Annotated in this window: 11 protein-coding genes; 7 read left to right on the forward strand and 4 right to left on the reverse strand. The window is 68.4% G+C overall.

What is annotated here, in order from left to right; genetic code table 11:
* Positions 1-145 precede the first annotated feature (145 nt).
* Positions 146-910, forward strand: a complete 765-nt coding sequence (locus ASD87_RS16640; RefSeq protein WP_056323801.1) for a TSUP family transporter — start codon at positions 146-148, stop codon at positions 908-910.
* Positions 911-961: 51 nt separating this feature from the next.
* Here ASD87_RS16640 and ASD87_RS16645 read toward each other — a convergent pair whose 3' ends face one another.
* From ASD87_RS16645 to ASD87_RS16655, 3 genes are all read right to left on the reverse strand, one after another.
* The gene (locus tag ASD87_RS16645; protein ID WP_056324612.1) at positions 962-1,402 is read right to left on the reverse strand and encodes a CBS domain-containing protein; all 441 of its coding nucleotides are present in this window, start codon (positions 1,400-1,402) and stop codon (positions 962-964) included.
* A gap of 104 nt (positions 1,403-1,506) precedes the next feature.
* The gene (locus ASD87_RS16650; RefSeq protein ID WP_056323804.1) at positions 1,507-2,511 is read right to left on the reverse strand and encodes an acyl-CoA dehydrogenase; all 1,005 of its coding nucleotides are present in this window, start codon (positions 2,509-2,511) and stop codon (positions 1,507-1,509) included.
* 11 nt (positions 2,512-2,522) lie between these two features.
* On the reverse strand, positions 2,523-3,671 hold the full coding sequence (locus ASD87_RS16655; protein WP_056323806.1) for an acyl-CoA dehydrogenase family protein: 1,149 nt from the start codon (positions 3,669-3,671) through the stop codon (positions 2,523-2,525).
* Positions 3,672-3,883: 212 nt separating this feature from the next.
* Here ASD87_RS16655 and ASD87_RS16660 point away from each other — a divergent pair, with 212 nt between their 5' ends.
* Positions 3,884-5,065: an acetyl-CoA C-acyltransferase family protein gene (locus ASD87_RS16660; protein ID WP_056323808.1), complete on the forward strand. Its 1,182-nt coding sequence runs from the start codon at positions 3,884-3,886 to the stop codon at positions 5,063-5,065.
* A 57-nt stretch (positions 5,066-5,122) separates the two neighbouring features.
* Here ASD87_RS16660 and ASD87_RS16665 read toward each other — a convergent pair whose 3' ends face one another.
* The gene (locus ASD87_RS16665; RefSeq protein ID WP_056323811.1) at positions 5,123-5,902 is read right to left on the reverse strand and encodes an IclR family transcriptional regulator; all 780 of its coding nucleotides are present in this window, start codon (positions 5,900-5,902) and stop codon (positions 5,123-5,125) included.
* A gap of 112 nt (positions 5,903-6,014) precedes the next feature.
* Between ASD87_RS16665 and ASD87_RS16670 the strand changes: the two genes are divergently transcribed.
* From ASD87_RS16670 to ASD87_RS16690, 5 genes are read left to right on the forward strand one after another with little or no spacing between them, the layout of a single operon-like run.
* Complete coding sequence (locus ASD87_RS16670) at positions 6,015-6,878, forward strand: enoyl-CoA hydratase (RefSeq protein WP_056324614.1); 864 nt, start codon at positions 6,015-6,017, stop codon at positions 6,876-6,878.
* The gene (locus ASD87_RS16675) at positions 6,875-8,959 is read left to right on the forward strand and encodes an acetate--CoA ligase family protein (protein WP_056323814.1); all 2,085 of its coding nucleotides are present in this window, start codon (positions 6,875-6,877) and stop codon (positions 8,957-8,959) included. The genes ASD87_RS16670 and ASD87_RS16675 overlap by 4 nt, the downstream gene beginning before the upstream one ends.
* Positions 8,960-8,991: 32 nt before the next feature.
* Positions 8,992-9,960: a tripartite tricarboxylate transporter substrate binding protein gene (locus tag ASD87_RS16680; RefSeq protein ID WP_056323817.1), complete on the forward strand. Its 969-nt coding sequence runs from the start codon at positions 8,992-8,994 to the stop codon at positions 9,958-9,960.
* Between the two features lie 4 nt (positions 9,961-9,964).
* Positions 9,965-11,167 (forward strand): acyl-CoA dehydrogenase family protein, encoded by a 1,203-nt coding sequence (locus ASD87_RS16685; RefSeq protein ID WP_056323819.1) that lies wholly within the window; start codon positions 9,965-9,967, stop codon positions 11,165-11,167.
* Positions 11,168-11,173: 6 nt separating this feature from the next.
* A complete protein-coding gene (locus tag ASD87_RS16690; protein WP_056323822.1) occupies positions 11,174-12,193 on the forward strand; it encodes an acyl-CoA dehydrogenase family protein in 1,020 nt (339 codons plus the stop codon).
* Positions 12,194-12,204: the final 11 nt, after the last annotated feature.

The raw sequence follows: 12,204 nt of genomic DNA on the forward strand, positions 1-12,204 counted from the left end.
CCGCATTTCCCCGGTGCTATCATTCCCGCCGAAAAGCATTAGCCCGTTAACTCGTTAACCTGTTACCACGCCGTTTCCCGTCGATCCGCTCACTGCCGCCCCGGCGCGCAGCCGGGCAGAGCCGAGGTCTGGCTCCACCCGTCGCATGAGCATCGATCAACACCTGCTGTTTTTGGCCTGCGTGGCGCTTGCCACCTATGCCCAGACGATGACGGGCTTTGCGTTTGGCCTGGTGCTGCTGGGTCTGTCGGGCGTATTTCAGCTGGCTTCGGTCGCCGAGGTCGCCAACGTAGTCAGCGTGCTGTCGCTGGTCAACGCGGGTGTCACGCTGCTGCGCGCCAGACCGCAGGTGAACTGGTCGCTGCTGACGCCCGCCGCGGTCAGCAGCCTGGCTGGCGTGGGGGTGGGCGTGGCCGCGCTGACGTGGATCAGCGGGTCCATGGCGGTGCTGTTGCAACTGCTGCTTGGCGTCACCATCCTGGCGTGCGCCATCTTGCTGGTGACGCGTACCCAGCCGCTGGCGCAGTTGTCTTCACGCACGTCCAGCGTGTTTTTCGGCGGCGTGTCGGGCGTGCTGGGCGGCCTGTTTTCCAGCGCTGGTCCGCCCATGGTCTATCACCTGTACCGCCAGCCGCTGCCGCTGGCCACCATCCGCAACAGCCTCTTGATCCTCTTTTCGCTCAACGCCACGGTGCGGCTTGCGCTCGTGACCGGGCAGGGCGCCTTCATGGCGTCGTCTTTCTGGATGAGCGTGCAGGCGCTGCCGGTCGTGATTGGCGTGACGTGGTTCGCGCGCCGCTACAGCACCGAGAATTCGATGAAGACGGTCAAGCGCATGGTGTTCGTGCTGCTGCTGGCCGCGGGCCTGGGCCTGATCGTCCCCGCGTCGAGAATGTTGGCGGCCGGCTAGGCGCGGCCGGCTAGGCGCGGCCGGCTAGGTGCAGCCGGCCAGCCCTCTCCTTTAACCCCGTTCGCCCGTGATGTAGCGTTCCAGTTCGTGGATGATGAACTTCTGCTCGCTCATCACGTCCTTGACCAGGTCGCCGATGGACAGCAGGCCGATGAGCTTGTCGTTGTCGATGACGGGCAGGTGGCGGAAATGCCGTTCGGTCATCATCGCCATGCAGTGTTCCCGCGTGTCGGCGGGACCGACGTAGTAGACCGAGTCCGTCATGATGTCGCGCACCTTGGTCGTGCGCGATGAGCGGTCCTGCAGGACGATCTTGCGCGCGTAGTCGCGTTCGGTCAGCATGCCCAGCACCACGTCGCCTTCCACCACCACCACCGCGCCGATGCCGCGGTCGGCCATCGTCTTGATCGCGTCAAAGACCGACGAATCCGGAGAAACCGTCACGACGGCGTGATTGGCCTTTTCCCTGAGAAGCTCAGCAACTGTCTTCACGATGTGCTCCCGAAACGAACCATGCTCCATCCTAAGCCTGCCTGCGGGATTGCCGCAAGCGCGACGCGTTGTTTCGCGTTGTTGTCGCGAAACGCGTGGCGTGGCTAGGCGGCTGGCCGGGCGTACAACGCCGTGCGCAGGTAGGTCAGCGCATCGGCCCCGCTGGCGATCGCGTCCGCCCCGATGCGCTCGTGCCAGTGGGCTTCCGATCCCGCCGCCAGCCGCCAATCGCGCAGCCGGCGGGTGTAAAGCTGCAAGTCATATTCCTCGGTGACGCCGATGGCGCCGTGCACCGCGTGCGCGATGTCGGCCACCTGCGCCACGGCCTGGCTTGCGCGGGCCTTGCCCAACGCGGCAAGCAAGGGGCGGGGCAGGCCATCGTCGCCTTGAAAGGCCAGTTCTGCCGCCATGCGGGCGGCCCACACTTGTTCGGCCATCACGCTGATCTGCTGTTGCACCGCCTGAAAGCGGCCGATGGGCTTGCCGAACTGCGCGCGCTGGTTCGCGTACGCAAGCGTCATCGCCAGCACCCGGTCCATCGCGCCGGCGATCAGGCCGGCATAGGCGGCGGCTGCAAGCGTGTCCAGCGGCGCGGGACCCTCGATACGTTCGGCGTCGCCAAGCGCCCACGACGCGCCGCCGTCCAGGCTGCCGTGCACGCCGTTCGGTTCGACGCGCGCCGCCTGCATGGGCAGCAGCCAGGTCTGGCCGCCGATGCCCGCCAGCACGTAGTCGGCGCTGCGCGCCCAGGCCACGCTGACGCCGGCGATGCGTCCGCCATCGATGGCAAGGCCGTGCGGCGCAAGCGCGATCGACCCGGCCGCTTGCGGACGCTGCGCGCGGCTCAGCCAGGCGCGCGCGAGCAGGGTGTGGGCAATGGGGTAGGGGCACAGGTGCCGGCCCGCCGCCAGCACGACCGGCAGCGCGTCTGCGAGGCCCAGGCCCGCGCCGCCATGCGCTTCCAGAACCAGCGCGTCCGCAAAGCCCGCGTCCTCGCAGGCCTGCCACGCGGCGGCGGGCGGCTGGCCCTGTTCGGTCCGGCGGATCACCTCGGGCGTGCAGGTCTGGGAAAAAAGGCGTTCGGCGGCATCGCCAAAAATGTTGTCCATGGCGGTCGTCCTTATCGAAGGCCAAGTCCGCGGGCGATGATCCCGCGCAGGATTTCACGGGTGCCGCCGCGCAGCGAAAACGTGGGGGCAACCTGTTCCAGATACGCCAGCGTGCGCAGCAGCGGCAGGGGCACGGGCCGGTCAGGATGCCGGCCCAGCGTATCGCCGATGAGGCGCGGGATGGCCTGTTCAAGCTCGGTGCCCAGGTCTTTGACCAGCGACGCCTCCGTGGCGGAACTCAGGCCGGCGGCCAGCTTGCCGGCAACCGCCAGCGACATGGCGCGCAGCACCGCCATCTGCGACAGGATGGCGCCCAACGTGGCGCGGCTTGCGGCGTCGGCGTCGCGCTCGCGGCAGTGCGCCAGCCAGCATTCCAGCAGCGCGATGCTGGAGTACAGACGCTCGGGGCCGCTGCGCTCGAAGGCCAGTTCGGCGTTGACCTGCGCCCAGCCCGCGCCTTCCTCGCCGATCAGCGCATCGGCCGGCAAGGCCACGTTGTCGAAGAACACTTCCGAAAAATGCGCGTCGCCCGCCAGGTCTTCGATGGGCCGCACCGACACGCCGGGCAGAGACAGGTCCACGATGACCTGCGACAGCCCCTGATGCCGATCGTCCACGGTGCCCGAGGTGCGCACCAGCGCGATCATGTAGTGCGAGCGGTGCGCGTTGGTCGTCCAGATCTTGCTGCCGTTCAGGCGCCACCCCCCGCCATCGGGCTCGGCCCGCGTGCGGATGCTGGCCAGGTCCGAACCGGAGCCCGGTTCGCTCATGCCGATGCAAAAAAAGGCCTGCGCGGCGCAGATGCGGGGCAGGTAGAAGTCCCGTTGCGCCGGCGTGCCGTACTTCAGGACGAGGGGTGCGCTCTGGCGGTCCGCGATCCAGTGCGCCGACACGGGCGCGCCCGCGCCCAGCAATTCTTCGGACAGCACGAACCGCGCGAAATGGCCGCGCGCCGCACCGCCGTATTCGCGCGGCAACGTCAGACCCAGCCAGCCGCGTTCGGCAAGCTGGCGGCTGAATCCGGCGTCAAACCCCATCCACGAGCGCGCGCGCTCATCGGGCTCCAGCCCGTCCAGCGCATCGGCCAGGAAGGCGCGCACCTCGGTGCGCAAGGCTTCGTCCTCGGGGGGAATGGCAGTCAGTTCCAGCGTATCGATCATCAGGCGCTCCGGGTCGGACAACGGCGCCGCAAGGGGCGCCGGTGGCCACTATCGGGGAACGCGTCGAACGCTGTCCAATAGTATTTTTTGCCTTTCTGATATGGCTTCGGTATCGGCGGCCGAAACGCGGGCGCGGCGGCCCGGCAGTATGATGGACCGCACTTCAAGCAACGCATCGCGCGACTCAAAACGCACCACAAGGAGGAAACACCATGAATGAAGTCATCGTCGCTTCGGCCGTCCGCACCGCCATCGGAGATTTCGGCGGCGCGCTCAAGGATGTGCCGCCCTGCGATCTGGGCGCCACCGTCATCCGCGCCGCGCTGGAACGCGCGGGCGTCTCGGGCGACGAAGTGGGCCATGTGGCCGTCGGCCACGTCATCAACACCGAGCCGCGCGACATGTACCTGTCGCGCGTGGCCGCTATGAATGCCGGCATCTCCAAGGAAACGCCCGCCTTCAACGTCAACCGGCTGTGCGGCTCGGGCCTGCAGGCCATCGTGTCGGCCGCGCAGTCGATCATGCTGGGTGACGCCGACATCGCCGTGGGCGCCGGCGCCGAGAGCATGAGCCGCGCGCCGTACATCGCCCCGGCTCAGCGCTGGGGCGCGCGCATGGGCGACAGCGTCATGCTGGACATGATGACCGGCGCGCTGTCCGACCCGTTCGGCAAGATGCACATGGGCGTCACGGCGGAAAACGTGGCCGCAAAGTTCGGCATCAACCGTCAGGACCAGGACGCCCTGGCCGCGGAATCGCACCGCCGCGCCGCGGCCGCGATCGATGCAGGCCACTTCCGCGACCAGATCGTGCCCGTGAAGATCAAGTCGCGCAAAGGCGAGATCGTGTTCGACACCGACGAACACGTGCGCCGCGACGTCACGGCCGACAGCCTGGCCGGCTTGAAGCCGGTGTTCCAGAAGGAAAACGGCACGGTCACCGCGGGCAACGCGTCCGGCCTGAACGACGGCGCGGGCGCGCTGGTGCTGATGAACGCCTCGGTCGCGGCCAAGCGCGGCATCAAGCCGCTGGCGCGGCTGGTCGCCTACGCTCACGCCGGCGTGGACCCCGACATCATGGGCATCGGCCCGGTGCCCGCCACCCAGGCGGCGCTCAAGCGCGCGGGCCTGACGGTCGACCAGCTGGACGTCATCGAGGCCAACGAGGCATTTGCCGCCCAGGCGTGCGCGGTGTCGCGCCAGCTGAAGCTGGACGCGGCCAAGGTGAACCCGAACGGCAGCGGCATCGGCCTGGGCCACCCCATCGGCGCAACCGGCGCCATCATTGCCACCAAGGCCTTGCATGAGCTGCAGCGCGTGCAAGGCCGCTATGCGCTGGTCACCATGTGCATCGGCGGCGGCCAGGGGATCGCCGCGATCTTCGAACGGATCTGATTCTTTTCGCGCCGCAAGCCCGCAACGTCCCGGTAGCGCCGGGGCGTTGCGGGCTTTTTACTTGGCGTCCTGACCCAGGTAGTCCTTGGCCCACGCCTGGCACTCGGCGTGCAGCAAGGCGCCCATCTGCGCGCGCCGGGGCGCGTCGAGCCGGCTGCTGATGGCGCCAAAGCTGAACGCCACCCACGTCAGCTCGGACACTGGAAACGCCACGCCCACGCCCGATACGCCCGGCGTGATGGTGTCCACAATCTCGGCGTAACCCGCGGCGCGGGTCTGCCGGACCGCCTTCATCAGCGCGGTGCTGGACACGCGGATGTGCGCGTAGCTGGCGGCGTGCCGGGCATACAGCGCGGCGATCTCCTCGTCGGGCAGTGCCGCCATCAGCGCCAGGCCGCCCGCGCCCACGCCAAGAAGGCGGCGCTCGCCCTGGTCGATGGTGAAGACCTTGACCGGGAACGAGCCGGCCTCGCGCAGCAGGCATAGCGCGTAGTCGCCCTGGCGGATCACCAGGAAGACCGTGTCGCCCGACAGGCGGGCGAGCTTCTGCGCAAAGGGTCGCAGCGCGTCCAGCAGCGGCGTGCGGCGCAAGGCGGCAATCCCCAGTTGCATCGAATCCACGCCCAGCCGATAACGGCGGGTGGCGCGGTCGCGTTCGGCGAATTGTTCTTCCAGCAGGCAACTGAGCAGGCGGTGGGCGGTGGAGCGCTCCAGGCCGGTCGCGGTCATCACACCCTGCAGATCGATGCCGTCCTCCTGATGCTGCGCCAGCACGCGCAGCAGGCCGAGCGCGCGGCGCATGCTCTGGGTTCCCCCGGTTGATCCTGTCGTGTTCATATTGTGGGAATAATTGATTGAATATTTTGTATTTTAGGATTCGTGGTGCGTTAATTCAATCCAGCCGATCGCGCCGCATTCGATGGCGCGCCATTACAAGGACGAGGAGACCATGGAATACGCCACCCTGGCCGTCGAACGGTTTGACGCGGTATGCCGCATCAGCCTGGCCCGCGAATCCGCGCGCAACGCGCAAAGCCAGCAGATGCTGGACGAGCTGGACCACGCGCTGGCGCGTGCTGAAGAGGACGACGACATCCGGGTGGTGATCCTGGCCGGCCGCGGCGCGCATTTCTCGGCCGGGCACGACCTGAAGGAAGCGCAGGCCAAGCGCGCAGACTTCACCGTCGAGGAACGCTGGGCGTACGAGTCGCGCCGCTACTACGGCTATTGCCTGCGCATCTGGGACTTTCCCAAGCCCGTCGTGGCGCAGGTGCAGGGCGCGTGCGTGGCCGGCGGCTTCATGATCGCCAACATGTGCGACCTGGTGGTGTGCGCCGACACTGCGTACTTTTCTGACCCGGTGGGGCATACCCTGGCCGCGGCCGCCACCGAGGTGCTGATCCATCCCTGGGTGATGGGGCTGCGCAAGGCCAAGGAAATGCTCTACACCGGCGAAAAGGTCGGCGCCGAGGAAGCGCTGCGCATCGGCATGGTCAACCGGGTGGTGCCCGAGGCGGATCTGGAGGCTGCGACGCTTGGCCTGGCGCAGCGCATTGCGCAGGCGCCGCCCTTCGGGCTGCGTCTCCTGAAGCGTTCGCTCAATCGCACGGCCGACGCGCAGGGCTTTCGCACGGCCTTGTCGGCGCATTTCGACACGCACCAGCTCTCTCACCTTACCGAGGAATTCCAGGCGGTGCGCCAGCGAGGCCTGGCCCAGGCCATCCAGCGCAACAAGGACCTGCCTGCCCGCGATGCAAACAAGGCGGCCGAACAGTCCGGCGCGGTCTCGGGAAAGACGGGTGAAACCGCATGACGTCCCGCCTTGAACCGTTGCTTAATCCCCATTCGATCGCCATGATCGGCGCCAGCGGCAATCCGGGCAGGATCGGCGGCATGCCGCTCGAATTGCTGACCCGCTTCGGCTTTGAGGGCGGCATCTATCCCGTCAACCCGAAGTACCAGGAAGTCTTTGGCCTGCGTTGCTGGCCTGACATCGAAGCCGTGCCCGAGCCGGTCGACCTGGCGGTGCTGGCCATCGCGGCGGCGGAGGTGACGCCTATGCTGCGCCGCTGTCACGCCAAGGGCATTCCCGCTGCCATCGTCTATGCCGCGGGCTTTGCCGAGGCGGGCGGCGAGGGCGCGCGCCTGCAGGCCGAGCTGGAAGCCTTTGCGGCGGAAAGCGGCATGGCGGTTGCCGGCCCGAACTGCATGGGCTTCGCGAATCTGAATACGCAGGCGCACACCGCCTTTGCCTCGGTGTTCAAGACTGCGCCCGCGCAGGACGGGCCGGGGTCGGTCAGCCTACTGACGCAGAGCGGCAACGTGTGCGCCGCGGTGTACGCCATCGCGCGCCGTGTGGGGCTGCCGTTCTCGCACTTCATCAACACGGGCAACGAGGCCTGCCTGGATTTTTCGCAGTATCTGGAATATCTGGCGGCCGATCCGCAGACCGAGATCGTGCTGGGCTACATCGAACAGCTGCGCGATGGCGGCCGCTTCGTGCAGGCGTGCCGCGAACTCGAGCGGCGCGGCAAGCTGCTGATTGCGCTGAAGGCGGGCGCCACCGACAAAGGCGCGCAGGCGGTGCAGTCGCACACGTCTGCGCTGGCCGGCGATCGCCGCGTGTATGCGGCGGCGTTCCGGCAACTGAACGTCATCGAGGCCACGGACTTCGCGCAGATGGCGCATCTGGCCAGCCTGGCAACGCTGCGGCACCGCGCGGCAGGCAAGCGCGTGGCTGTGTTGACGATGTCGGGTGCGCTGGGCGCCATCTTGGCTGACAAGTTCATCGGTGCGGGGCTGTCGCTGCCCGATTTGCCGCCGGACCTGCAGGAGGTGCTGCGCGGGGGAATTCCCGACTACGGCATGGTGGGCAATCCGGTGGACGTCACCGGCAATGTGGTCAACGATCCGGCGTTCGTGCGCACCGTGCTCCAGGCGCTGGGAACGTCGGACGCCATCGACGTGGTGGTCGTGTATGCGCCCGGCTACATGCTTGACCGCATGGCCGACGCGTTGGCCGAGGCATCGCGCCAGCACCGGCGTTTGTTCGTGGCCATCGACACGGGCCTGGCGCAAAGCCGCGCGGCGCTGCGCGAGGCCGAAGTGGCGGTGTTCGAGGACCTCGGTCTGGCCGTGGCCGCGCTGGCGCCCTATCTTTTGTGGTGCGAAGCCCGCGCCATCCGGCGCCAGGCGGATCAACCGGTATTGGACACGGTGGCCGTGCCGGCCTTGCCGTGCAACGAGGCGCAGGCGCGCGCCTACGTGGCCGCGTTCGGTGTGCCCGAGGCCGCCACCGGGGTGGCCCGCAGCGCGGACGAGGCGGTGCGCGATGCGCGCCGAGTGGGCTATCCCGTCGCCGTGAAAGTCCTGAGTCCCGACATTGCCCACAAGACCGAGGCTGGCGGCGTTGCGCTGAACCTGGCGGACGACGAGGCGGTGCGCGCGGCCTGGGCGGACGTAACGCAGGCGGCGGCCCGCGCGCAGCCGGGCGCGCGCATCGACGGCGTGATGGTCCAGAAGATGGAACGTGGCGTCGCCGAGATCATCGTCGGCGCCACGCGCGATCCGGTCTTCGGGCTCGTGCTGACCGTGGGGCTGGGTGGCGTGCTGACCGAAATCTACCAGGACACCAGCCACCGCCTCTTGCCGGTGGACGAGGACATCGCCTTGCAGATGTTGCGCGAGCTCAAGGCGTTTGCGTTGCTGGACGGCTTTCGCGGCAAGCCGCGCGGCGACGTGGCGGCGGCGTGCCAGCGCATCGTGGCGATCGGCAACGCCTTGCTGGCCGCGCCCGCGCACGTGTCTCAGATCGAAGTGAACCCACTGCTTATCAAAGAGGCAGGGCAGGGCGTCGCGGTGCTGGACGCCCTGATCCTGCCCGCAACCCCGTAGCGCGATCGCGCACCCCCCAGGAGGAGACAAGCATGATCAAGAAATCATTGGCCAGCGTCGCACTGGCTTGCATGGGCATCACCGGCGCCGCCCACGCCCAGGACAACTACCCCAGCCGCCCCGTGCGCATCGTGGTGCCGTTCTCGCCTGGCGGCGCGACCGACATCATGAGCCGCCTGCTGGCGGAAAAACTGAGCGGCAGGCTGGGCCAGCCGGTGATCGTGGAGAACAAGCCAGGCGGCGGCACGATGATCGCGTCCGACTATGTCTCGCGCGCCGAACCGGACGGCTACACGTTGCTGATGGCCGCGTCCTCGCTGGGGATCGCGCCCAGCATTTACGCCAAGGTCAACTACGACCCGATCAAGGACTTTGCGCCGATCTCGCAAGTGGCGTCGGTGGTGCACGTGCTGGGCGTTCATCCGTCGGTGCCGGCCAAGAACGTCGGCGAGCTCATCGCCTACCTGAAGGCCAATCCGGGCAAGGTCAGCTACGGCTCGGTCGGCACGGGCAGTTCGACGCACCTGGAGGCCGAGCTTTTCAACAGCATGGCCGGGGTCCAGATGGCGCACATTCCGTACAAGGGCAGCGCGCCGGCGCTCAACGATCTGGTGGCCGGACGCCTGCAGGTGATGTTCGATGCGTGGGCATCGTCCGGCCCCTTCGTCAAGGACGGCAAGCTGCGCGCCCTGGCGGTCACGACCGCCAAGCCGTCGGCCTCGGTGCCCGAGCTGCCGACGGTGGACGCCTCCGGCCTGCCTGGCTATTCGGCCATGCCGTGGCTGGGCCTGGTGGCGCCGGCGCGCACGCCGCAGCCGGTGATCGACAAGCTCTACCAGAACATCGCGCAGATCTTGCAGCAGCCCGAGGTCAAAAAGCAGTTCGTGGGTCTGGGGCTGGACATCATCGGCAGCGACCCCAAGGCCTTCGGCGCGTTCATCCAGCAGGATGTGGCGACGTGGGCCAAGGTCGCGCGCGACTCGAACATCCGGCTGGAGTGACCGCATGACGAGGCTGGAAACCGCCGCGCAGGACGGCGCGGCGAGGGAAGACGAAGCGTTCCGGCGCGACCTGCGCCGCTGGCTCGATGCGGCCTACGCCGGGTTTGCGCGGTCGTGGCCCGGCGGCGCCGATCCGCGCAACCTGGACTACCGGCGCGCCTGGGAAGACACGCTGTGCGCAAACGGCTGGTCCGGGCTAGGCTGGCCGCGGGCTTACGGCGGCAAGGCGTTGCCCTTGTCGCGCCAGGCGGTCTTTCATGAAGAGCACGCCCGTTGTGGCGCGCCGCTGGGTGTGAACCTGATCGGCCACGGCATCCTGGCGCCCACCGTGCTGCATTTTGGCACCGAGGCGCAGAAGCAGCGCTTTCTGCCTGGCATCCTGACGAACCGCGAGGTGTGGTGCCAGGGCTATTCGGAGCCGGGCGCGGGGTCCGACCTGGCTGCCGTGCGCACGCGGGCGCAGGCCGAGCCGGGCGGTTTTCGCCTGAACGGCCACAAGATCTGGACGTCTTTTGCGGACCGGGCGCAGTGGTGCTTCGTGCTGGCGCGCACCGATCCCGACGCGCCCAGGCACAAGGGGTTGAGCTTCCTGCTGGTGGACATGCGCAGCGCGGGCGTGCGCGTGGAGCCCATCCGGCAGATCACGGGCGAGGCCGAATTCTGCGAGGTGTTCTTCGATGACGTCTTTGTGCCGCAGGACGCGCTGCTGGGCGAATTGAACCAGGGCTGGCGAATCGCCATGGCCGCCGCCAGCTTCGAGCGTGGCACGTATTTCATTCCTCGGCTCGTGCGCTTTGCGCAAGAACTGCGGCAGGTGCGCGAGCTGGCCTTGCAGCCCGACGCTCATGGGCGCACGCCCGCCTCGTCGGCGCCGGTGCGCCACCGGTGGGCGCGGCTGGCCGCCGACAGCCATGTGCTGGCGCTCAAGTCGCAGCGCGCGCTGGCGGGCGCGATGCGCGGCGATCCCCCTGGACCGGAAGGGTCGTCCACCAAGATCCACTGGAGCGAGGCGCACCAGCGTCTGCTCGAGCTGTCCCTGCAACTGCTGGGCGAAGACGCCAGCCTGGGCGTGGACGCCGCCGATGCGCGCGCCGCGCAACTGACGCACGCTTATCTGTGGTCGCGCGCCGAAACCATCCTGGCCGGCACGTCCGAGATCCAGCGCAACATCATTGCCGAGCAGATGCTCGGCCTGCCCAAGGCCTGACGCCTCATGAATCTGCATCTCAGTGAAGACCAGCGCATGTTGCGCGACGCCGCGCAACGTTTCCTGTCGCAGCGCCATCCCGTGGCCGTGGCGCGCGCCGCAATCGGGCAGGACGCGGCGGAGCGCCATGCCCTGTGGCGCGACCTGGCGGAGCAGGGCTGGCCCGCCTTGCTTGCGCCCGAGAGCCACGGCGGCCTGGGGCTGGGAATGCGCGAGGCCTGGATCGTGGCCGAGGAGGCGGGCCGTCATCTGCTGAGCCTGCCGCTCGTCGCCAACATGGCGTTGCTGCCCACGCTGTGCCAGGCGCGGGGCGTGCCCGCCGGGTGGACCGGCGACATGATGGCGGGTGACACCTGGTATGCCGACGCGGCCCTGCGTCCCGACGGGTCGGCCTTCATCGAAGGCGCGTGCGACGACGTGCGCGCGTTGGCCATGCGTAAGACGGGCGCGGCGTCATTACGCCTGATGCTGCTGTCGCCCGTGCGCGGCGTGGGCGGCCTGGATCCCACGATGCCCGTCGCGGTCGCGGCCAACCCGCAGGTCGTGGCCAGCGCGGATATCGAAACCGATCCCGGCACGTGGGAGGTTCTGCGCACGCGCTTGCGTGTGTTGCGCGCTGCCGAAATGCTGGGCGCGGCGTCGGCGGCGCTGGATATTGCCGCGGCATATGCCCGCGAACGCCAGCAGTTCGGGCGTGCCATCGGCGCCAATCAGGCAATCAAGCATCGTCTGGCCGAGGACTGGATGGCGCTGGACGACGCGCGGCTTGCGGGGTGGGCCGCCGCGGCCGCGTTGGATACCGGCGCGGCATCCGCGTCGCGCGATTGTCTGTTCGCGCCGCTGCTGGCCGGGCAGGCCAGCCGGCGCGTCGCGCAGAACGCCATCCAGGTCCACGGCGCGCTGGGGGTCACGTGGGAATGCGATGCGCATCTTTACTTAAAGCGCGTGTTGCGGCTGGATGCCAGCCTGGAGGCCGAGGTGCCAGGCCCCGATTTGCTGGAACGCATCTGGGAAGCGGCGGCGTAGCCGGAGAGGCT

The organism is Achromobacter sp. Root170, assembly GCF_001428165.1.
GTDB classification, from domain to species: Bacteria; Pseudomonadota; Gammaproteobacteria; order Burkholderiales; family Burkholderiaceae_B; genus Achromobacter; species Achromobacter mucicolens.

Excerpts from the sequence above, each read along its gene's own strand:
- ASD87_RS16640 (WP_056323801.1), top strand. The coding sequence starts at position 146 with ATGAGCATCGATCAACACCTGCTGTTTTTGGCCTGCGTGGCGCTTGCC.
- ASD87_RS16675 (WP_056323814.1), top strand. The coding sequence starts at position 6,875 with ATGACGTCCCGCCTTGAACCGTTGCTTAATCCCCATTCGATCGCCATG.
- ASD87_RS16680 (WP_056323817.1), top strand. The coding sequence starts at position 8,992 with ATGATCAAGAAATCATTGGCCAGCGTCGCACTGGCTTGCATGGGCATC.
- ASD87_RS16685 (WP_056323819.1), top strand. The coding sequence starts at position 9,965 with ATGACGAGGCTGGAAACCGCCGCGCAGGACGGCGCGGCGAGGGAAGAC.
- ASD87_RS16665 (WP_056323811.1), bottom strand. The coding sequence starts at position 5,902 with ATGAACACGACAGGATCAACCGGGGGAACCCAGAGCATGCGCCGCGCG.
- ASD87_RS16670 (WP_056324614.1), top strand. The coding sequence starts at position 6,015 with ATGGAATACGCCACCCTGGCCGTCGAACGGTTTGACGCGGTATGCCGC.
- ASD87_RS16650 (WP_056323804.1), bottom strand. The coding sequence starts at position 2,511 with ATGGACAACATTTTTGGCGATGCCGCCGAACGCCTTTTTTCCCAGACC.
- ASD87_RS16660 (WP_056323808.1), top strand. The coding sequence starts at position 3,884 with ATGAATGAAGTCATCGTCGCTTCGGCCGTCCGCACCGCCATCGGAGAT.
- ASD87_RS16655 (WP_056323806.1), bottom strand. The coding sequence starts at position 3,671 with ATGATCGATACGCTGGAACTGACTGCCATTCCCCCCGAGGACGAAGCC.
- ASD87_RS16690 (WP_056323822.1), top strand. The coding sequence starts at position 11,174 with ATGAATCTGCATCTCAGTGAAGACCAGCGCATGTTGCGCGACGCCGCG.